The organism is Streptomyces sp. NPDC111516 (assembly GCF_055635345.1).
In genome coordinates this window covers 1-23,180 of sequence record NZ_JBVKBV010000044.1, presented here as the reverse complement: position 1 = coordinate 23,180, position 23,180 = coordinate 1, and the positions used below count along the sequence as shown (strand labels likewise).

Below are 23,180 nucleotides of genomic sequence, written 5' to 3'. Positions count from 1 at the left end.
AAACCCAACACCGTTCGTCTGGACCAAGACGGCCGAGGAGATCCTCGACTCCCTCGCCCGCTTCTGTCGACGGATCTCCGGCGCAGGACACTAGTGGAGGTTCCCATGAGCTTGAGAGGCGTAAGACGCCGACTCCTGCACCGCTGTCTGGCGACCGGTACGGTCGTCGCTTTACTCGGCGGTCTGGGCGTGGCCGCGGGTGCGACGGCGGCGTCGCAGCCAATAGCGGTCCAGGCCAGTCAGTCCGCGAGCCCGGCCGATACGGCGCATTCGGTGACGTACGACGGTTACTCGTATCTGATCGACGGCAAGCGGACCTATCTGTGGGCCGGTGAGTTCCACTACTTCCGACTGCCCAGCCAGGGTGAATGGCTCGACGTGCTGCAGAAAATGAAGGCGGCCGGCTTCAACGCGGTGTCGCTGTACTTCGACTGGGGTTACCACTCGCCCGCGCCCGGAGTCTACGACTTCACGGGCGTGCGTGACGTGGACAAGCTGCTGGAGATGGCGAACCAGCTCGGCATCTACGTGATCGCCCGTCCCGGCCCGTACATCAACGCCGAGGTGGACGGCGGGGGATTCCCCGCCTGGCTGCACAACAAGGTCAACGAGACCCGTACCACCGACCCGGAGTGGCTGAAGTACTCCGACGAGTGGCTGACGAAGATCGACCGCATCCTCGCCCGCCACCAGCTCACCAACGGCACCGGCACGGTGATTCAGTACCAGGTCGAGAACGAGTTCTACGACAGCAGCTCGGGCGCCCGGGCGTATATGAAGCACCTGGAGGACAAGGCCAAGGCGGACGGCATCAGCGTGCCGCTGGTCGGTAACAACAACGGCACGTTCAACTCTTGCACGGGTGCCTTGGACGTGGACGGGGTCGATTCCTACCCCCTGGGCTTCGACTGCTCCAACCCGTCGCACTGGGAGGACGTCCCGGACATCAGTTACGACCACCCGGCCGGAAAGCCGCTGGTGACCCCGGAGTTCCAGGGCGGCGCGTTCGACTGGTGGGGCGGCCCCGGCTACGACAAGTGCGCGCAGCTGATCAACGACAAGTTCGCCGACGTGTTCTACAAGCAGAACATCGCGGTCGGTGCGACCATGCAGAACCTCTACATGACCTACGGCGGCACCAACTGGGGCTGGCTGGGCATGATGAGCCACTACACGTCCTACGACTACGGCGCCGCGATCCGTGAGACGCGCCAACTCGACCCGAAGTATGACCAGGACAAGCTGATCGGCTACTTCACACAGGCCGTCGCCCCGCTCACCAAGACCGACGCCCTGCCTGCGGTCCCGACCGAAAATTCCAAGGTCCTCGATACCGCCCGGGCCAATCCCGACACCGGTACCCAGTTCCACGTGCTGCGGCACACCGACTCCACCGCGACCAGCGCCGACAGCGCGCATCTGAAGATCGACCTCGGTGCGCACGCCTACACCATCCCGCAGAAGTCCGGCACGTCCCTGACACTGAACGGCCGTGAGTCCTCGATCATCGTCGCGAACTACGACCTCGGCAGCAACAACCTGCTGCGCTACTCCACCTCGCAGATCATGACGAACGCCACCATCGGCGGGCGCGACGTCGCGGTCCTCTACGGCGACCACGACTCGGACGGCGAGACAGTCCTGCACTACGACACGACGCCCACCGTCACCTCCACCGGCGGCGGCGTCACCTCCACCTGGGACGCGGACACCGGTGACCTGCGGCTCAACTACCGGCACACCGGCCTGACCCAGGTCCAGATCAGCGGCGGCGGCCACCCGCTCCAGCTGCTGCTCGCCGACACCGCGACCGCCAAGACCTTCTGGCAGCAGGACACCGCGGCCGGCCCGGTCCTGGTCCGCGGCACCCACCTGCTGCGCGGCGCCTCGTCCGGCGCAGGAACTCTCGCCCTCAACGGCGACACCGGCGCCGACGGCTCGGTCGAGGTCTGGTCCACGGCCACCTCCCTGACCTGGAACGGCCGGAAGGTCCACACCAGCCGGATGAAGGACGGCGGCCTCACCGCGACGCTCCCCACCGCCGCCGAGGTCCCCATGCCCGCGCTCACCGGCTGGAAGCACACCCAGGAGTCGCCGGAGTCACAGCCCGGCTTCAACGACTCGTCCTGGCAGGTGGCCGACAAGACCACGTCGAAGATCACCACTCCGGCCACCCTTCCGGTGCTGTTCGCCGACGACTACGGCTTCCACACGGGATCCACCTGGTATCGCGGTCGGTTCACCGGCGACGACAAGACGACCGGCATCACCTTGTCCACCCAGAGCAGCGGCAAGGCGGCAGCCTCCTCCGTGTGGCTCAATGGCACCTTCCTCGGCAGTTCCACGGCCGACGGCCCGAAGACCTACAGCTTCCCGGCCGGCATCCTCAAGACCGGCGTCGACAACGTCATCTCCGTCCTCACCGTGAACATGGGACATGACGAGAACTGGGGACGGTCCGACGCCGGCACCGTTCGCGGTCTGACCCGCGCCACCCTGGTTGGGAACTCGCTGAACACCATCACCTGGCGGCTGCAGGGCGTACGCGGCGGGGAGACTCCCGTCGACACCGTGCGCGGTCCGCTGGCCACCGGCGGCCTGTACGGCGAGCGCGCCGGCTGGATGCTGCCCGGCTACCCGACCGACGACTGGACCCCGACCACCCTGCCCGCCACGGACAGCACCCCCGGCGTCTCCTGGTACACCACCGACGTGAGTCTGCACCTGCCCAAGGGCCAGGACACCTCACTCGGCCTCACCATCACCGACGCCCCGTCCCGCAAGTACCGCGCCGAGATCTACGTCAACGGCTGGCACATGGGCAACTACGTCAACTACCTCGGCCCGCAGCACAGCTTCCCGGTCCAGAACGGGGTGCTCAACCCGAACGGGAACAACCGGATCGCCATCGCCGTGTGGAACCTCGACGGGAGCACCGGCGGCCTCGGCAAGGTCGAGCTCACCAACTACGGCAGCTACGCCTCCTCACTGACCGTCGCGCAGAACGACAGCCCCCGCTACGACAGGGCGCGGTACGCCATGCCTTCCCCGCACCAGCCGTCGGTCGCCCTCCAGGTGCCCGGGTCGGTCGCGAGCGGTCAGTCCTTCACCGCGACCGCGACAGTCAGCGTGCCCTCCGACGCGCCCCCGGCTACCAAGGTGACCGCCGCGCTCGCTGCGCCCGATGGCTGGACCGTCAGCCCGCACACCGCAGCGGCCGTCCCCGTGCGGGTGCCCGGCGGGACATCGGCCACATACACGTGGGACGTCACCGCGCCGGCCGCCCCCGGCCAGGTGAACCCGCTCACCGCCACCGTGCGGTTCGTCCAGAGCGGCCGGTCGCAGACCGTCACCGATGAGCGGATCGTCGGGGCGTTCCGCGTCCCGCAGTCGAAGATGTCGGTGGCCTACGCGGACAGCCAGGAAACCGCCGGCGAGAACGCCCCGGCCGCCAACGTCCTCGACGGCGACCCGGGCACCTTCTGGCACACCCGGTGGTCCGGCACGGTCGCACCGATGCCGCACGAGATCCAGCTCAACCTCGGCGGCGACAACACCGTCTCCTGTCTGTACTATCTGCCGCGCCAGGACAGTGCCAACGGCCGCATCGCCAAGTACGAGGTGTACACCAGCAAGGACGGCACCACCTGGGGCGATCCGGTCGCCACCGGAACCTGGACCAACACCTCCGCGGAACAGAAGGCCTGCTTCACCCCGGTCAGCGCGCACTACATCCGGCTGCGCGCGCTCAGCGAAGTACGCGGCAATCCGTTTACCACGGCTGCCGAGATCAACGTCGGCTGAGCGGATACTGCTGGTAGATCCAGGGCTTGTATGACGACGGCCTGTACGACCCCGTTTGGGTCGTACAGGCCGTCGTCGCCTTCCGGGTTGAGTTTGTGTCGTCAGGGGCATTTGATGATTGGCCCGCGTCGTTGCCGGTCTCGACTGGCGTCTCATCCGGCTTTGCGGGCTGTCACTGCGGTACGCGGTGGGCTTCCGGCCCCGATCGTGGAGGCCGGTAGCAGCGGCGATGTTCCGGCGTTGGTATGTGGTGAACAAGTCGGTTCCACTGAGGGAGAGTTCGGAACTCCGATAAGCGGACCGGGGCACTGGGCCCAGGCCGGGGCGTCGGTGCCGAGGCCGGCCCGGCGTGAGCGGTCGTACTCGGCTCCGCCGGGCCCGGTGCCAGGACGGCATCGGGCCCGGCGTCCCGGGAGACGAGACACCAGCGTGGACGGCTCGCCGACACGGACGTCCGTCGTCCGCCAAGCCCTGGAGGAGGCCACCAGTTGCAGCCGCACCAGTCGGCCTGGATGAGGACCTTGCGTCAGGGCCCTTATGCCGGTGTGCCGTAGAGGATCACCTCGGCGATGCCGGCGATGGTTTGGGCGCCACCGCCGCTGACCTGGGTGACGACCACACGGATCTGGCCCACGTCCTTTGCGGTGAAGACTTCGGGAAGGGTGTACTGACCGGCTCGGGTCAAGCCGGAGAACACCGTGTTCCAGGTGGCTCCGTCAGTGGAGGTCTGCAGGTCGAAGGTGTACCAACTGCTGTCCTTGCCCCAGTGGATGCGCACACCGTTGAGATTGTGGGCGGCGGTCAGCTCCGCGGTCAGTGTCTGGGGAACTGCCGGGGAGGAGGCGCTCCACCCGGTGCCGAAGGTGATGTCCCCGTCAAAGGCTTTGGCGGGTTCGAAGCCGGCGGCGTTGCTGGACGCGGTGACCGTCTTGATCTGCTCGCGGGCGATCTTCGGGCCGGGATCGGCCGGGGGGGCGCTGCCACCTGGCGGTATCGCGCGGAACTCACGGATGGACGGCCACAAGTGGCCGGCGGAGAGGATGTTGACGCGTACGTAACGCGCCTTGGTCTTCACCTGGTGGCTGGAGGTGTCGACCTCGGAGGTGTTGTCCTCCGCGTTGACGGTCGTGCTCCACGTGCTGGCGTCCTCGGAGGTCAGGATCTGGTACTTGTAGAGGTTCGCACCGCTCTCCCAGACGATCTGGAACTGCTCGATGTCGGCCGACGTGCCGAGATCGACCTGCCACCAGGCGGGGGTGGCGGAGCCGTCCGAGACCCATTTGGTGTCCCTCGCGTCGTCCACCGCGTTGTCCGGCACGTTGCCGGACTGTGAGGAGGAGGCGGTCGCAGGCTTGAACAGGGCCAGGTTCTGAGCACCCTGGCTCTCCAGCGTGGAGATGTTCTTCCACTTGGGGTGAGTGCCGTCGGCGACGTGATGACCGGTGTAGGGCGCGGTCCGCACGGTGTACTGGCCGCTCTGCAGTCCGGCCGCGGTCGCGGTGAGAGTGACGGGGCCGCTGGAGGTTTTGGTGGCGAGCAAGGCGTAGCCGATGCCGGCCTGGGCCTTCTGGGTCTGCACCCTGATCCGCGGGATGTTGTCGCCCACCAGGGTGCCGGCTCCGGTCACCTCGAGGGTGAGGGGAGCGGAGGAGTCGGCGACCAGCGTGCCGTGGGCGTCGACGACCTTGACGAACACGGGGATCAGGTCCGAACCGTCGGCGACGGGTTGGATGCCCTTGAGCAGCCGGGCATACCTGCGCAGCACCTCGGCGTTCTCGGGCGACAGTGCGTGACCGCCGGCCTTGCCGGCCCGGTCGATGAGCGATTCCACTTGGCCGGGCTCCATCTGGCCCATCAGCTTCCGCGCGACCTTCTTCCCCTGTTCCGAGGTGTCGCCCAGTGAGTAGGCCAGCAGGTCGGCCAGCACGGCCCCTCCGCCCGCGTCGTCGGCGACGATCTCCAGGTGGTGGGCCGCGCCGGGGGTGTTGACCAGGTGGGTCGCGGCGAGACTGTCACCCAGGTAGCCCTCGGCTTTGAGCTCTCCAGCGGCAAACGACGGCAGGGTGAACCTGTGGTAGGGGCTGCCGCCCTTGGCTGCTACCGCCGGTGCGGTCGTGGCGTTCTGCTTCCGCGTCTGTTCCCCGATGAGGCGGCCGTTCTGGTACAGCCGGACGCTGTCGGTGTTGCTGAAGACCATCACCTGCAGGCTGGAGGAAGCCGTGTAGGAACTGGCGATGAAGACCATCGGGCCGCCGTGGTTCGGGTTGGTGGCCGGCTGCATGGACTTGAGCCAGTGGTAGCAGTGCTTGGGGTACCGGTCGACATCGACCGCGCCGGACCTCTGGTAGCTGTCATTGGTGGCGTAGTCCTCGAAGACCCACAGGAAGTAGCCGCCGATCCGGCTGTTGGCGTCCAGCCCGCCCCAGTCCCAGTAGCCGGGGCCGTTGAGGTAGCGCTGACGGGTGACGACCTGGTTGACCATCGCGCTCTCGCCGTTGTCCCGGTCAACCTTGCACGGGCCCTCCCAGTCGCCCCACTCGCGGGTGAGGAACGGCTTGGTCGGTGCGGGATCCGAGCCGTCGGTGTTGACGACCTTGTAGTTGACGTCGTACTCACTGCCCCAGGTGCCATAGTCCGCCGCGGTGAACATCTGGTCGCCCGGCATCTCCGCATGAGCGACGGTGTTGGCCTCCTTCGCCCACCATTGCGGGTAGTGGGTCTCGTTCAGCGAGGTCTCCCACAGGATCACCGAGGGCCGGTTGCGGTCCCGCCGGATCATCTGGGCGATGTCACGGTAGGTGCGGCTGACGAAGGTCTGGTCGCCGTTCCAGTTCTGCCAGCCCGGCTGGCAGGCCGCGACGAGGAGGCCCAGTTCGTCACAGGCGTCGAGGAAGGCCGGGTCATGCGGGTAGTGCGCCGCCCGTACGGCGTTGAACCCGCCGAGCTTCAGCCGCAGCGCCTCGCGGTACTTCATCGACGTCGGCGCGGCGTCACCCACGTAGGCGTAGTTCTGGTGGCAGTTGGCACCGCGGATGTAGATCCGCTCGCCGTTGAGGTAGACACCGTCCGCCTTGTACGCGATCCGCCGTATTCCGGTTCGTGTGGTCACCGTGTCGACCAGGCGGTTGTCGACGAAGACCTGACTGACCAGCCTGTACAGGTAGGGAGAGTCGGGATGCCACAGGTTCGGCCGCGTCACACTCAGCCTCTGTGTGAAGTCGTGGCCGCCATTGCCCGGGATCGACGCGGTGCCCTTGGTCTGCGCGACCACTGTGCCCTGCGCGTCGTACAGGACCGTGGTCAGTCCGATCTGGGCGACGGCCGCCTTCTCGTTCACCACGTGCGTCTTGACCTGGGCCGATGCTCTGGTCGCAGTCGCCTGCGGGTAGGAGACGAACACGCCGCCCCCAGCGACCAGGTCCGTTTGCAGCGGGTCGGAGATGTGGACCGGGTCCGTCACCCGGAGCGTGACGTTGCGGTAGATACCGCCGTAGGTGAGAAATCCCAGCTCGTTCCGCGGCTTGCCGGGGGGAGTGAGCGGGTCGTCGAGGTTCGACACGCGGACCGCGAGGACGTTGTCGCGGTCGAAGCGGACCTTGTCGGTGATGTCCACGACGAAGCCCACATAGCCGCCGAAGTGCTCGGCGAGCTTCTCCCCGTTCAGGTAGACGACGCTGTTGGTCTGGACACCGTCGAACACCACGGTCAGCCGCCGCCCCTTGTCCTGCGGATCGACCCGGAAGTACCGCCGGTACCAGCCGATTCCCGCGTAGACGTCGTACGCCGAGGGGGGCCGTTTGGTCTCCAGTCGCATCGTGTGCGGCACCGATACCGCGGCCCACTCCGAGTCGTCGAATTCGGTCTGGTGAGCATCCGGGGCATCGTCACGCCAGAATGCCCAGTTGGTGTTGAAGTTCAGCACTCGGCGCCCGCCCTCGGCGGATTCGACGAGACGTAGCGCCGCCGCACCGGCCGGCTGGGCGCCGGCCCGTCCGGCAGGCACCAGCGCGACGCCCACACCAGCCAGGCCTGCTGCAAGCACACCGCGGCGTTTCATACCACTTCTGTCTTCGATCACCGATTCCGCCCCTCTGATTCGTTGTCCGGCGACGACCGGTGAAAACAGGTCGTCATCAGATGTCACGCCGATCTGGTCAGCCGAGAGGTTCCGTACGACTGCCGGCCGAGCCGTCAGGAGAGTCGCCCGTGCGGTGTAACCGCTACTGTCCGGCCGCGCCCGTCCGGTGCTGTCCGGGGGCCGGTCCGCTGCGCTGCGGTTCGGCCCGCACACCGTAGGAGGGCTCATAAGGGTCGGTCTTCAGGAGCGGGGCAGATCTCCGGCGGCCGGGAGCCGCCATCCCGAGGGTGCGCTGCTTGCCGCGACCAGCCCCTTTGCCCGTGCCCGGTCTGGCCGAACGCCTACCTTGATACGCATACAAGCACCCTTCTTACGCGGAGTTTCGAACAATGCATCTGAGGCTTGAGGCCGCATCTGGAGGTCCGACATCGACCATGGGCCACCCGCAAGCCACCTGACCTGGGTGGGCTTCTGCGGGGCGAAGTCGCTACACCGGCCATCCCGAGCGGGCCGGCGCCGCAGGGCCTCTGCCTCCCTGCGGTCCGGTGGGACCGCAGGGAGGCAGGGTCAGGCTGGGCTGACGCGCAGTTTGTACGTGATCTCCGCGTCAGGTACCAGGTCGCCGTTGCGGGCGGTGATGGTGAACCTGCTGCTGCCTGGGGTGCTGGGGATTCCGGTAATGGCGCCGGTGTCCTTGTTGAGGGTGAGTCCGGCCGGAAGGTCGCCGGATGTGATCTCGTAGCGGACGGTCTGGGGGGTGGCGGAGGTGACCTTGAACGCGTAGAGGTTCTCGACGCGGGCGTCCGGGGGTTCCGGATTGGTGAAGCCGGGCTTCGGGGCCTGCACGGTCTGGGGTGTCCCCAAGGGGTTCCCGGCGGAATCCAGTTGTTGCAGCGACCATTCCTTGTCGGGTGTGACGACGCTGAGATGCCAGTAGGTGGCCGTATCGCTCATCAGCTTCCGCTGAGCCGATGTGAAGGCCCCGGCCTTGATCGCGGACTCCCACATCTTGAGGGCGGGCAGGATCGCTGACGTGTTGGATCCCGATGCAAGGCTGCGCACGTTGATCTCAAACCAGCCGAAGCTGGCGTCGAGGGAGGCGGCGCGTGCCATGTTCGCCTCGACCTTCATCAGACTGTCGTCACCGGACATCGGCAGCGAGCCCACCATTCCGGGCAGGAAGTTTGCGTGGTAGAAGGCGTTGCTCTTGACCATGAGGGTGTAGTCGGAGTCGGGCCACCCGATCCCGCCCCAGTTGAGTCGGGACTGGACGTCCCAAGTGTTGGAACAGATGTTGCTCGCTTCGGTGATGAAGCCGTCGGTGGAGTCGAGCCGGCGGTGAACGCCGTTGATCAGCCGGGCGAAGCCGTAGCCACCCCAGCCGGTGTAGCCAGCCGATTCCAGCCCGTCGTAGGAAGTGGTTTTGATACCGGTGGAGTTGTACACGGTGGCGAGCCGGGTGGCCATTTCGTCGATGATCGGCAGGCCTCCCATGGCGCCGCCGTAGCCGTTCTGGATGACACGGGTGACGTTGGCGCCGGCCGGGTAGGACCGTGCGGTTGACCCCCATTGAGCGCGTTTCAGGCCACTGACCTGCCACTCGGAGGCGCCGGCCGCGCTGAGAGTGGTGTAGGTGATGAACTCGTCCCCGATGCGCAGCCGCTCCCCGTCGACGCCGGGCCCGAGGGGGCGGTCGCCGTCCACGTAGAGCGTGGTGTCTGTCGGGGTGACAGGGCGGGTGAGCTTGACGGTTCCACCGACGGACAGACGCTTGTCGGCCGGCGCGGGGGATACATACGGGTCATGGGCGTCGATGAAGTTGGACAGGGTGTGCACGCCCACCCTGATCCCCTGCTTCGCCGCTGTTTCCACCACCTGGGCCGCTCCTGCGTCAGAGCCCCCGAAGGAGCTGTTGAACTGATAGTGCCCATGCGACTTCCACGGGCCGTCTCCACCGACCGCGTAGAGGCCCTTGATCCCGGCCTGCTCGGCGTAGCGGAGGGCGTCCGGAAGATTGGTCGTGCTGAGGTCATGAAGTGAAAGGACCGACTGCGAGGTGGCCTGGGCGGCCTTCTGCCACTGGCCATTGATGGTTGGATAGGGTAGTCCCTGCCCCTGGGCGATCTGGCCGAGCACACTCAGGGCAAGATCGGGAGCGCTGCCGAACAGCGCGATCTTCGACCCGACGATCTGGCCTTCCGGCCCCGGCAGCGGGCCGAGCGGGATCGGATACCCACTGGTCCGCTCCCTGATCCGGACACGGCTGTAGTCATAGGTGGAGGCGCGCAGGATGCTGCCCCACGTGGTCTTCGCCGCGGCGGTGTTCGCCAGCCACTCATCCTTCACGCCGGTCAGCAGACCGTAGGGATTCCAGATGATGTCCGGGCCGAACCCGTAGGGGAGGTGTTCGTTCGGCCAGCCACCCACGGTCTTGTCGTTGAGCGGGCGCACCCCGATCGCGAAGCTGTCGTTACGGGCGACACCGACCGCCTGTCCCACGGTCTGGTTGACACTCGTCGGCAGCGGACCCCACAGCAGCGTCTGCACATCCACGCCGGGAGCGGCGCTCAGACCGACGACCTCGAGGGTGGTGTAGGTCGGGAACTTGACGACCTTCACACTGATCGTCACCTTCTCGCCGCTGAACACCAGCACCCGTCCGTCTCGCGGCGACCTCTGCACTGCGGCAGGGGCTTCCTGCTTCCCGTCGGCCACCACGCTGACCAGCGGCATCGACCTGCCCGCGGACAGGTAGTCGGTGCCATCACTCTGATCCACCAGACCGGTGACCAAGCCGGTTTCACTCAAACCCACCGACAGGAAACCCGCGTTGATCCGCAACGGCTTCGGCGCCTGAGCCGCGTCGGCGGGATTGGCCGTAATGGCGGTCGCAGCGAGCGACGTCAGGGCACTGGCGATCAAAAAGCTGCGTCTGTCCACAGTTCCTCCCAGGAGAGATGGATCGTGACAACGTGCTTGCCATGGTGAACGTCGTACCGGGGCCGACCCCTTTGTCGCCCGGCCGGTGACAAGGGTCCGCCGTCTGCGGCCCTCCCCCGCGAACGGGGCTGATCACAGCTGTACGACCTGCCTGCTCCGTCGGGACTGCTCCGCCGCGACCAGCCCCTTTGCCCGTATCCGGCCTACCGGACGCCTGCCCATCGGTCCCGCAGAGGCTGCCGAACTTTCCGACCCTCTCGAACAGGGCGACGCCCTTGCCATGGTCGAACGGCCCGGGCATGGCCACGCCCCGGACCCGGCCCGGCTCCACCGGCACGGAGTTGGCGCAGCGGATGATGGTGGCGAGAAACTCCTCCGCGCTCCCGTGCGCATCCAGCGTCCGCCGGACGCGGCCCCGGACCGCTACCGTGGCTGGGTCCGCCAGGGCAGCGGTGACATGGGTGCCGCCGATCTCGAGGACGGGCATCAACATACGAGCGCCTTCACGACCTTGACCGGGCCGCCCGTGGCGCACACCCGGTACACGCCGGCCGCCGCGGGCACGGTCAGCGTCTCGGCGTACGACAGCTCATGCCGGTCACCTGCCGCAGTCTCCACGATCACCCCTTCGCCCTCCACCACGTTGAGCACGTGGAAGCGTCCGGCCGTGTCGTCCCCGGCAGCGGCGCCCGCGTCGATGGTGTAGCGCCGCACCTCGTAGAACATCTCATCCAACGCGCCGAGCAGCTCCTCGCACCAGCCGGCGCCGCTGCGGAGCGTCCGCGGCTCCTGGACGAGCTCGCGGGCGACCGCCTCGCCGCGCCGCTCCGTCTCCAGGTTGGCGAAGCCGTGCTCGTACGGCAGCTGGCGCGGGTTGCCGTGGGCGTCCGGGCGCAGCCAGTCGTAGAAGCGGAGGCTGTAGAGGTACGGGGTGGCGCTGATCTCCAGGACCAGGTTGCCGACGCCGCTGGCGTGCGGGGTCCCGGCCGGGATCACGAACAGCCGGCCCTGCTCGGCCGGGAAGGTCATGACGTGGTCCGCGGGGTCCATCGGCACTCCGTCGATGACCGCTTCCTCGACCTCCTTGCGGAACAGGTCGAGGTCTGCATCCTCGCGCAGGCCGAGGAAGACGTGGGTGTCCGGGCTGCCGACGGTCATGTAGTACGTCTCGTGCTGGGTGTAATGCGGGCCGAAACGCTCTCGCATGTACGGCTCCTTCGGGTGGCAGTGCACCGAGAGGTTGCCGCCGTCGACGGTGTCGAGGTAGTCGAAGCGGATGGGGAAGGATGTGCCGAAGCGGGCGTACACCTCGGCGCCCAGCACTTCCTCGGGATGCAACACGCACATCAGCTGGAAAGGCACTTCGACCTGGGTCTGCGGGCCTTCGCCGATGAGAATGCCCGCCTCAGGGGCGATGAGCTCGTAGCCGAGGGCGGTGTTGCGGGCGCCCGGGTTGAAACCGAGCTCGCGCTGCGCCCAATGTCCGCCCCACGGGGTGGAGTTGAAGAACGGTCGGGTGCGAACCGGGCAGCGTGCCAGAGTGGCGAGGGTGACGCGCAGGCCGTCCCCGTCGAGCAGGACCGGGCGATCCGGCTCCTGGACGTCGAGCCAGCCGCCGATGCGGGTGGCGAGAGCATCGCGGTGGCGGTCGAGCATGGGCCAGTCAACGTAGAAAAGGCGGCGGTGGTCGGCCTGTTCGCCGGGGAGACCGAGGTTGACGCCGGTGCCCGCAGTGACGGCGGCCTCGGCGTAGCGCTTGGGGATGTCGGCGTACCAGAGCACGTCGTGCGCGACCAGCGCCGCACCCGGACCGTACACCGAGGGCCGTTCAGGCCGGGGAAGTTCGTCGAAGAGGTCTTCGAGCGAATTCTCGGCGAGCTTGCAGTAGTAGGGATCGTCGGCGTCCTCGGGGCGGATGGTTCGGCGGCGCACCTCGGCCGGCGGCGCGTAGTGTTCGCGCACGTCGAGCAGCCGCACCGCTCGGTGGGCGGCCAGCCGGTCTGTGAGGGACTCCCAGTCCACGGAGGGAGGTCCATCGACGGCGACGACGGCCGGTCCGGCGGGCAGATGCGCGGCTACCGCCTGCCACCCGGCGATCAGGACGGACTCCGGAGCCGGGCTGTATCGAGGGTCGAGCCGGTACACGCGTTCTCCCTTTCATGGTGCCGATTCGTGGTTCAGGGGTGTTCGAAGAGCACCGCTGTCGTGCCGAGGGCAGGGACGTCGATGGTCACCTCCCCGCCGTCAAGCGGCAGTTCATCGACCGCATTGCCGAAGTAGTCCGCGCGGTGCGCGGCGACGACGGGGAAGCCGGCCCGCACGGGGCAGGCCACCGGCTCCTCGGCGAAGGACTGCAGGCGCAGCAGCACCCGGCCACCGGGCTCCGGCGTGGTAGCCCCGACCAGGCGGACCCGGGGGTCGCCCAGCTCTGCGAAGGCCAGCGTCTGGGCTGCCGTGTCCGACTCCGCGCCCCTGGTCCGTACGGCGTGCAGCGGGCGGCTGCCGGCCGCCGCCGTACGGGGGCCGAGGCCGGCTGCGGCGTCGCTCGGGGCGCAGGCGACGCTGTAGCGGAAGGTGAACTCGAAGCCCTGCTCGCTGGGGAAGTTCGTGTCCCAGAGGTTGTTGTGGATCCACGAGAAGACGGTGGCCGGCTCGTCGCGTTCCAGCGTCTTCGGGAACGGCGCATACGGCAGCGCGATGTTGCCGAGCTGAACGAGCGGGGCGTCCTGGGTGGCCCACGCGACGGCAAGGCCGTCCTGCTCGGCGGTCATCCAGCGCCTCAGGGCGCGCATGTGCCGCGCCGAACCGGGGATGACAGGCAGGCCGGTACCGGTGGCGCCGCCGGAGGCCTCCATGCGGACGACCGGCTCGTCGAAGGCGAAGGGGAAGGCGAAGTAGGCGCTCTCCTTCCGGAGGGTGGCGTCCTTGTCGAGGCGGTTGTCGATGTCGAGCCGGGCCACGCCATGGGGCAGGGTGAGTGTCGTGCGCAGCCGGTTGGCGCCGGGCGGGCGGGTTTCGTACGTGAGGGTCTCGGCGGTGGGCGTGGAGCGGCGGGCGATCAGGGCCGCGGGCGGGGCGACCGAGCGGTTGCCAAGGTATTCCAGGCGGTCGGATGCGGTGGTGCGGCCGGAGTTGTGGTTGAAGGCTCCGGCGGTGGTGTAGCCGTCGTGGAGGTAGGCGTTGAAGCCGGCGACGGTGTCAGCGCGGACCAGTTCACGCCCGGTGGCCTTGTCGGTGATGGAGGCGATACACGCGCGGGCGAGATCGACGCGCACGGCGAGGTGTTCGTTCTCCAGGAGAGTCGGGTCGGCGAGGGCGTGTGCCTCGGCTGCGCTCTCGGCCGGGTCCTTCCGCTCAGTACCGCGAACGGGGTTCCAGCCGGTGGTGGCCTTGAGCTCCGTGCCCCGGTCGTCGCCTCCGGCGGGGGCGGCAGTCTCGGTGATGTCGAGCCGCACGGAGCCGACGGGCGGCACATCGTCGACCCGCACCAGCAGGAAGCGTCCCGCGTCCCGGTGGTCGTCGTTGACCTGCGGACGCTCCTCGTGGTCGAGGCGGCGGCCGGTGCGTGAGTCGATGACCCCGACCGAGTGCTCCAAGGGGACACTGCTCTCGGGAAGGAAGATCCGGACGACGTCGGTACGCGGCCAGGAACAGGTGTTGACCACGTGGTATGCGGCCACGGCCCCGGCCGGCCGGGCCAGCCGCTGGCCGAGGCGGGCGGTGGCGCGGTTCAGCAGCGACTGCCCGTCCTCGTAGGCGCGCATGGCCTGCCCGTACTTCCAGTGCCACTGGTGCTCGCCGGAGTGTCCGCCCTCATCGCCGTGCGTCCAGGGGTCGCCCGCACCCCAGGTGTGCTCGTCGAAGAGGGACACCGCCTCGTAGACGTTCGCAGCGTCACGGCTGTCGTCCTCCGCGCCCCGGGCACCCAGGACGCCGGCGAAGGTGCCGATCGTCTGCGCGTCCGCGACCACGGACTGGGCGGTGCGGGCGAGGGACAGCGGGCGGGCGCCTGAGCCGATGCCGTCGGCCCACCAGTCCGTCCAGTCGCCCTCGAAGGTGCGGATCCGGTCGCCGAGGCGGGATGCGGCGTCGGTGAAGAAGTCCTCGTTGCGCGAGAGGCGTAGCTGCGGGTAGGTCCAGGTCTCGTTCCAGCGGCGTACGGTGTCGGCGATGATGCGGCGCGGCGGTGCGTTGTCCCCGAACTTGCCCTGGACGCGCAGGTGCAGCACATCCCAGGGATACGGCTCGCGCTTGATCTCCTCCTGGTCCATGGCCCAGCCGAAGACGCCGCCTCGGTAGGGGTACGGTTGGGTGGCGAGCGAGGTCAGGTAGGCGGGCAGCAGGTCGTCCACGCTGTCGTAGCCGGTGTCGAAGCCGAGCAGCGGGCCCTCCATGTAGGCGAGGCCGTGCGGGGTGTCGGTGACCCAGACGAGGAGGCTGTTGCCGCTGGGGGCGCGCCAGCGGAAGAGCCGGGGCAGCTTCTCGCCGCCGACCAGGTGCGGCACCGAGCGACCGGCCCAGTTGTGCGCGACGGAGAGGTACCGCACGCCCGCGGCGCTGAGCGCGTCGACCAGGCCCACGACCGAGCCGGGCACATCCGTCTGCATCGCCGAGGTGAAGTCGACACCGTACTTCTGCTTCACCTGGTGGGCGAGGCGCAGCAGTTCATGGAGTTCGTCCGTCGAGCAGGTCTCGGTGTGCAGGTTGAACGGCATCGCGGTCAACTCGATGCGGCCCTCGCGCACCCGCCGGACGAACTCCTCGACCTGCTCGGCGGGCCGGGCGTCGGCCCACTGCTGGAAGGACCACAGCGACTCCACGCACCAGCGGAACCGGGACTCGGGCTCCCAGTCGTCGGTGGCCCGGGTCAGCTCCAGGCAGGAGTCGAGGAAGGACAGGTGCTCGGCGAGCACCCGGCCCTGGGGGTCGGTGTAGCCGATGTCGAGGTGCGAGTGGTGCACCAGGTGGATCGTCCACTGTCGCTGCGGGGTGAGGATCACATCGATCCCACTGCCGTCCTCGCCGTCGGGCAGTGACAGGGTGACCCGCTGCGCTGTGTCGACGGCGGGCAGCAGGAGGCGTACGGAGCCGTTCGGCCCGGCGAGACGCACGTCGGGCAGTGCGCTGCCGGACTCGGCGCGTACGGTGAACGCCTCGGGCAGGACCGAGCCGTTCACCGCGTCGACGCGCAGGGACTGCAGCAGCCTGCCGCCCTCGGCGCGGCGCAGCAGCGGCTCGACGGTGAGCCGCAGGGCGTTGCCGTTCAGGCTGCCCTCGGCGCTGACAACGGAGCCGCGCAGGTTGTCGCGTATCCGGTCGTTGTCCCAGTCCGTGGTACGGACGAGTGCCCGTGTCGTCATGCTGATCTCTCTTCATTAGTGGCGTGCGGTTGCGGTGACGCCGCGCAGAAAGAGGCCGCGGAACGCCAGGAAGACGAGCAGGGTGGGCAGCGACGCGATCAGTGCGCCGGCCAGGATGACGGGTGGGCCCGAGGACGCGTAGGCGTTGCTGAGGGTGCTCAGGGCTGTCATCACCGGCTGGACGTCGGGGCTGCGGCTGAGGGTGATGCCGAGAATCAGGTCGTTCCAGACCGCGGAGAACTGGAAGATGAAGGCGGCGCCCAGGCCGGGGGCCATGAGCGGCACGTGGATGCGCCAGAAGATGCGGAGGAAGGAGGCGCCGTCCAGCATCGCCGCCTCGGTGACCTCAGGCGGCATGGCGGTCATCTGGTTGCGGATGAGGAAGAACGCGAAGGGGATGGCCCAGGCGACGTAGACGAGCATCAGCCCGAGCCGGGTGTCGTAGAGATTGCCGTCCGCGTACATCCCGAAGAGCGGCGCGAGGAACATCTGCAGCGGGAACAGCGTCCCGGAGTAGATGAGCCAGAACCAGAAGGCCGGCTTGGGGATCGGCAGCGCGACGACGGCGAAAGCGGCCATCGCGGCAACGAGCACGGCCGCGGCGCCGCAGACGACGGCGTACAGCGCGGAGCTGACGAAACTGTCGCCGATGCCCGCGTCGCTCCACGCCGTCTTGATGTTTTCGAAGATCGCGAAGCCCTGCGGGGTCCAGTCGGGTTCTCCCGTGTACCCGGTGGCCGGGGTGAGTGCATTGACGATCAGCAGATAGAGCGGGATCAGCCAGAACGCGACACACCCGGCGACGAATACGTTCCGTACCGTGCGTCCCATCGGGGTCTCCTCACTGGCTTCCGGTGGATTCGGGCATCTGGCGGCGCAGGTACACCCACGAGGAGGCGACGACGATGACCGACAGGACGAGGGCGATGGCGGAGCCGTAACCGACATGGAAGAGCCGGAATGCTTCGCGGTACATGGTGAGCGCGAGCGTCTCCGAGGACCGGGACGGTCCGCCCTGGGTCAGGATCCAGATCAAGTCGAAGGCCTTGAGGCTGTTGACGATTGCCATCCCGACAACCACGACTGTGGTGGCGCGCAGCTGCGGCAGGGTGATGTGGCGGAACATCCGCCAGCCGGTGGCGCCGTCCAACTCGGCCGCTTCGGTGATCTCCCGTGGGATGGCGCGCAGGCCGATGGTGAAGAGCACCACGTTGAGGCCGGCGGCCTGCCAGGTGCTGGCGATGATCATCGAGATGGTGTTCTGCGGCCACTCCAGGAGCCAGCTCGTCGCCAGGCCGTCGAGGCCGAAGGCGCGCAGCACTTCATTGACGGCGCCGTCGGAGGTCAGCATGAACTTCCACAGCACGGCGGTGGCTGCGCCGGAGATCGCATACGGCAGGACGATCACCAGTTGGGCCAGCCAGCCGAGCCGCATCCGGAGCGTGGCGACGGCGATGACGAGGCCGACGACGACGGGCAGCAGGAGCGTACCGGCCACCCACATCACGGTGTTGAGCAACGACCGGCCGAAGATCGGGTCGTCGGCGAGCCGGGTGTAGTTGTCGAGTCCGGTGAAGTGGCTGGTGAAGCCGTTGTCCTCGAAGAAGCTGCCGTAGACGCTGCGGAAGAACGGATAGACGAGCAGCACGCCGACAAAGAGCAGCGCGGGCACCGCCCAGGCCAGGCTCGCCAGCGGGCTGCCACGCCGGCCGGCAGCCGAGGTGTGGTGGTCGGCCTGGTGGGGCGTCCGTGTCGGGATCCGGCGGCGTATCCGCACGGGCTTGGCGGTGGCCACCATGTCTGTCATCCCTGCTCCGCCTCCCTCCATACCTTCCACGCCTCATCGGCGCGGTCCTGCATCGTCCGTAGCACCGTGCGGTACGAGGAAGGGTTGAGCAGGAAGCCGGCCAGGTCGTCGACCGTCGCCTCCACGAGCTCCGGGGGCCCCTGCTCCCAGAAGCGATTGAGCATCCAGAGCTTGTCGTCACGTGCCTTCCGGACGACGCCGTCGATCATCGCGTTGGCCGGCGGCACCTGGGGGTTGGGGCAGCCGTCCTGGAGGGAGTGGGAGAACGCCTTCATCACCTGCGGGTTCATCCAGGCGCCGGCTGCCTTGTAGGCCTCCGTGCGGTCGGTGCCCTTGACGGTGCAGACGAAGGCGCTGGACTCGAAGATCATGCTCGGGCGGGCCTTACGGTTCTGCATCGGCAGCACGAAGGCATCCAGATTCTTGCCGGGCCTGCCGCCTGCGGCGGCCAGCGTGGAGCCGAGCCAGGTGCCGCAGGGCACCATCCCGATCTTGCCGTGCACAACGCCGGCGGCCGCATCGTTGTGGTTCATGTCCATCGGCGTGAACCAGTCCTTGTCGAAGAAGGACGCGATGGTGCGCATCACCCGTTCGGTACGCGGGTCGGTGTAGCGCTCCCGGCCGTTCATCAGGTCCTCGTAGAACTGAGGGTCCTGGCGGCTGAGGATCTCCTGGAACCAGATGAACGAGGGCCAGCGGCCGTCGGCCGTGCCGTGCAGCGGAGTGATGCCGGCACTCTTCAGCCGCTCGCAGGCGGCGAGAAAATCCTCCCAGGTCCCCGGCTTCCGCAGACCGTTCGCGGTGAAGACCTCAGGGTTGTAGAAGAACACCCAGTACGCAAGGTTCATCGGCAAGGCATAGACGCAGCCCTTGTACGTGAACGCGTTGCGGAGCGAGGTGTCGACCCAGCCCTTGTCGGCGGCGCTCTCCCAGTGGTCGGTCAGGTCGACGATGCCGCCGGTGCGGGCGAGGTCCTGGAGACGGTAGCCGGACCAGTACTTGAGCAGGTCCGGAGTCTTGTTCGTACGCAGCGAGGACTTGACGACCTGCTCGAACGAATCGACCGACGGAATGGTTTCGGGCACGAGTTGGATCCCGGCGACTGACCGCATGGCCTTGCCGGCTGCGGTCAGCGGGTCGGCCCAGGCGGGGTTGTCACCGTGCACGGCGACCTTGCCGAGGGGCTGGCCGGCGGCGGTTCCACAGGCCGTGGCGAGTGCGCCCGCGCCAGCCGCGAGCAGCAGGGTGCGGCGGCCGATGGGCGGATGGACCGGTGGATGACGACCTGACATGAATCGACCCCCTCAGGCATGTTATCGTTAACAAGCACGATGGAGCCTGACCGTTGGCCGCCTCTCTGTCAATCCATCGCGCGAACTTTTCCCGCCAGATTGACGAAATGAGCGCACCGTTGGGCCGTGGCGGTCAAGGAAGGATCGTGGCACCTCGCGGAACACGGTCCCGGCTCATCGCAAAGCCGTCGCAAGGGCCATCAGGCACCGGAGCGGCAGGCTCAGCCCAGAGAATGCTTACGAGTCTGTCGGCCTTGAGAGCATCCGACCCAAGTCGGTCGGCGCAGGTACCCGATCACCAGATGGATGGTATCTGTACCTTGAGGCGTCAGGTGGGGGCGTGCACTCTGAACCGGACTTGGGCCACGGGCTGAGACGAGCAACCCCGAGTGCCGCTCGGCAACAGAACCGAGGGAACGAACGGTCCTCCGTGACGACGGACCTCAAGATGACTGAATCGGACCTTCGTTACCGCAGCGATGCACGAACATCCGGAGTGTCTACCTCCAGGAGACGATCATGTCGGAGATCAATCGCCGTTCCTTCTTCACCTGGTCGGCGGCGGTGGGTGCAGGGGCGTTCGCTACTCCCCTGTTCGGAGCGGGGTTGGCGGCGGCGGCGCCCGGTCGGGTACCGGAATTGGACTCGTTGACCAGTGACTGGCTACCGAGGCGGGAACTGGTGCACTTCCCCGCGATCAGCAATTTCTGGGGAGCTGTGGGATCCGCGGGTAACGTGCTGGGAATCCGCAACTTCACCCTTCCGCCCTATCTGGACGACAGTGGTGACTCCTGCGTGCTGAGCGTGGACGGCGTGCTGGTCAACACCGGCGAGTCACGCTGGTCGGCCTACGAGATCACGCGTAAGGCGACCACCGATTCGGGGGTGGTCCTCCAGACCGCGACCCGGCTCGCCTTCGAACGCAACGAGTTACTGCTGCACATCACCGTCTCCAACCCCACCGCGGCACCGATCACGGTGTCGGTCAATGCCAACCCGCGCATAGCCAAGGCGGGGCTTCCGGCCCAGTGGGGATGGGACGCCCCACGGCCTGGCGGGAACCACACCTTCACCGCGCACAAGGTCTCCGGATCGACCCTGCTGATATCCGACAGCGCCTCTTCGGCGGTGACGGCGTTCGCGTTCACCCCAGCACCCACGCTCACCGTGGCACCGGGCGGCGGAAACGCCCAGTGGCCGGTCGCCGCGGGACAGTCAGCGACGATCGACATCGTCATGGCGGTGGGCCAGACCTCGACGGGGGCACCGCTGGCGAACCTCAACGAAGGCAACGGCGTTGTCGATGCCTGCAACGCCACGATCGGCGCATTCCCAGCGCACTTCGACGCCGCCGCCGAGAGCTGGAAGCAGCGCTGGCGCGACGCCTTCACACCCGGGAACCGCCACTACTCGGGATCCCTGCCCGTCCTGAGCAAAACCCACGACACCGTCATCGCCCGCCTGTATTACATGAGCATTCTGTCCGTGCTGGCATGCGAGCGCACCAATTTCTCCTCCGAGTTCTCCTCCATTCTCGGCAGACGTACCGGGCCGGGCACCTTCCAAGGGTGCGACCGGGTCTATGTGACGGGGGCGCCCGAGTGGGCGTCGACGGTCACGTACTTCTGGGACAGCTCCTACTCCTCCATCATCCAGAGTCTGCTCGATCCACAGATGATGAAGGCCGCAGCCACCCACTGGCTCAGCAAGGACATCTATGCCGGATATGCCATCGACTGGATCTCGGGCGATACCCGCGGGCCGTGGTACAGCGCGAACGATCTCACCGTCTTCACGACGATCCTCAACTACCTCAACTACAGCGGCGACGTGTCCTTCCTCGACACCACGATCTCCAACTCCGGCAAGACCGTCCTCGAACACCTGAAATCCATCGCCACCCACTGGCAAAGCCTGGTGCCGCAGGGGCAGTCCCTGGCCGACTACGGCGAGAACCACAACCTCTTGGAAGTTCTGCCGAAATACACCCACCAGGTGGCGTCGTTCAACGCGGCCAATGTGTGGATGATGCAGCAGGCCTCCAAACTGTTCGACCGTGCGGGGGACTCGGCGACCGCCAAAGACCTCGCCGATAGAGCCGACGCTCTGCTGAGTGAGGTTCTCAAGCTGTACGACGACGCCAACAACGGCGTCTGGAACTGCAGGAGCAATGACGGCACCACCACTGCGGTACGGACCGTCCTCGACTTCGCCATCGCCGGCAACCTGCTCGCCCCTTCGCTGACCCACGAGCAGAAGACCGCCATGATGCGCTTCGTCGCCGACGAACTGATTGCCGGGGACTGGATGCGCGCCTTGTCCCTCGCCGACTCCCAGGCGCCGGTCGCCCGTACCGACCACGGCACCAGCGGCGCCTACATCGCCTGGCCCTCACTCACGGCCCAGACCTTCGCCCGGTTCCACGATTACCCGACGTTCCTGTCACTGCTCCGACGATTTGCGGGCGCTACCGGTCAGGGCTCCTTCGGCCAGTCCTACCAGCTCCTCCAATCCACAGGGGTGTGGGTCACCGACCGGCCCGCGTTGAACCCCGCCGGAGCCGTGACGGTCTCCGCATGGATCAACCCCTCGAACTGGCCGACGCGCGTGTGGCAGGGCAGCATCATCGCCAAGGACTCCTGGGGCAGCCAGGACGCCGGCTATGTGCTCCGCGGCGGCGCCGACGGCCAGATCTCCTTCGTCCTGTCCCTCCAAGGACAGTTCACCGAGGTGCAGACCACCACCACGGTCCCGACCTCGGGGTGGCATCACGTCGCGGGTGTCTATGACGGCCAACAGATGCAGATCTTTGTCGACGGTACCGTCCAAGCCACCCGATCGGCCACCGGGAAGATCACGCCCTCCACCGGCACCCCGGTTACCGTGGGGAACTGCCCCAGCGACACCGGCCGCCATTTCAACGGCGGCGTCGACGAGGCCCGTGTCTACACCCGGACGCTGTCAGCCACCGAGATCAAAGCCCAGTACGAGGCCACCGCCCCCACCACCGGCGCCGCCGACAGCTCCCTGGTGCTCCGCCTGCCCTTCGATGAAGGCAATGGCACAAAGACCACCGAGTCGATCAACGGTCAGTCCGTGGACATCGACGGGGCGACATGGAGCAGCAGCAGAGACGGATTCGGCACCGCACCGGCCTTCTCCGACGCGGCAGCCGGCTACCACGCCGTCATCGCCCCACCCAGCCAGTTGCAGGTCTTCAGCAACTCGGCCGGCGGGCATTTCGCCGGCGTCATCATCAGCGACCTGTTCGGCTACGTCCCCGAAAGCGCCACCGCCAAGTTGCAGAGCTCAACGACGCCCAGAGGACTCACCGCGACGCTCTCAGGCGTCTTTCTCAGCGGCAAGCACCACACAATCACCAGCGGCCCCAAAGGACTGAGGCTGACCTGAACCGTCCGCTGCGCATCCCGAACTCCCGCCACGGTCCGGAGTCGACATCGCTGCCGCACCACCTGGCCGGCACCCGGCACCAGGGCGGCCCGTACCGCCCACCGCGGGAGGCCTTCGACCACGCATACCCGGAGCTGGAGCGAATGCGCGCTGAGGGCACGGTCGGCGCCGGCCTGGCCTACGACCTGGTGTTGCGGCCTGAACAGTTGCCGGGGCGGGCGCTACAGCGCCCGCCCCCTACGCTATCGGCCTCACGTCACTTGAGGTGGAAGACTTCTTCGGCCGACGTCCACCGCCGGCCGTCACCGACGCTGTCCAACGGCTGCTGGCCCCGTCTCCTTCTGCGAAGGGCGGTCGGGGGAGATCCCGCAGGCCCCACCACAGGGGGCCGGTGGGAGTTCGTCACCAGCCCGGCTGGCCGAAGCCGATGCCGGGGGCCGTCGGGGCCTGCACCAGTCCGTCGGCGCCCACCGCCGGCTCGCGCTGCA

Annotated in this window: 9 protein-coding genes; 2 read left to right on the top strand and 7 right to left on the bottom strand. The window is 67.7% G+C overall.

Translation table 11 applies throughout. The features are described from left to right. The first annotated feature begins 105 nt into the window (after positions 1-105). On the top strand, positions 106-3,804 hold the full coding sequence (locus ACZ7L9_RS36820) for a beta-galactosidase (protein WP_471421885.1): 3,699 nt from the start codon (positions 106-108) through the stop codon (positions 3,802-3,804). 535 nt (positions 3,805-4,339) lie between these two features. Here the strand turns inward: ACZ7L9_RS36820 and ACZ7L9_RS36815 are convergent. The 7 genes from ACZ7L9_RS36815 to ACZ7L9_RS36785 form a co-directional block, all read right to left on the bottom strand. Continuing rightward, the gene (locus tag ACZ7L9_RS36815) at positions 4,340-7,846 is read right to left on the bottom strand and encodes a discoidin domain-containing protein (RefSeq protein ID WP_471421884.1); all 3,507 of its coding nucleotides are present in this window, start codon (positions 7,844-7,846) and stop codon (positions 4,340-4,342) included. A 603-nt stretch (positions 7,847-8,449) separates the two neighbouring features. Then, on the bottom strand, positions 8,450-10,822 hold the full coding sequence (locus tag ACZ7L9_RS36810) for an Ig domain-containing protein (RefSeq protein WP_471421883.1): 2,373 nt from the start codon (positions 10,820-10,822) through the stop codon (positions 8,450-8,452). Between the two features lie 486 nt (positions 10,823-11,308). Next, positions 11,309-12,967 carry a class I mannose-6-phosphate isomerase gene (locus tag ACZ7L9_RS36805; protein ID WP_471421882.1) on the bottom strand — a complete coding sequence of 553 codons (1,659 nt, stop codon included), beginning with the start codon at positions 12,965-12,967 and terminating at the stop codon, positions 11,309-11,311. Between the two features lie 32 nt (positions 12,968-12,999). Further along, positions 13,000-16,182 carry a glycoside hydrolase family 38 N-terminal domain-containing protein gene (locus ACZ7L9_RS36800; protein ID WP_471421881.1) on the bottom strand — a complete coding sequence of 1,061 codons (3,183 nt, stop codon included), beginning with the start codon at positions 16,180-16,182 and terminating at the stop codon, positions 13,000-13,002. A 15-nt stretch (positions 16,183-16,197) separates the two neighbouring features. Continuing rightward, the gene (locus ACZ7L9_RS36795; protein ID WP_471421880.1) at positions 16,198-17,013 is read right to left on the bottom strand and encodes a carbohydrate ABC transporter permease; all 816 of its coding nucleotides are present in this window, start codon (positions 17,011-17,013) and stop codon (positions 16,198-16,200) included. 10 nt (positions 17,014-17,023) lie between these two features. Next, positions 17,024-17,989 (bottom strand): carbohydrate ABC transporter permease, encoded by a 966-nt coding sequence (locus ACZ7L9_RS36790; RefSeq protein ID WP_471421879.1) that lies wholly within the window; start codon positions 17,987-17,989, stop codon positions 17,024-17,026. Then, positions 17,986-19,281, bottom strand: coding sequence for an ABC transporter substrate-binding protein (locus ACZ7L9_RS36785; protein WP_471421878.1), 1,296 nt, complete (start codon positions 19,279-19,281; stop codon positions 17,986-17,988). Before ACZ7L9_RS36785 ends, ACZ7L9_RS36790 begins: the two co-directional genes overlap by 4 nt. Positions 19,282-19,800: 519 nt before the next feature. Between ACZ7L9_RS36785 and ACZ7L9_RS36780 the strand changes: the two genes are divergently transcribed. Next, positions 19,801-22,692 (top strand): LamG domain-containing protein, encoded by a 2,892-nt coding sequence (locus ACZ7L9_RS36780; RefSeq protein WP_471421877.1) that lies wholly within the window; start codon positions 19,801-19,803, stop codon positions 22,690-22,692. Positions 22,693-23,180: the final 488 nt, after the last annotated feature.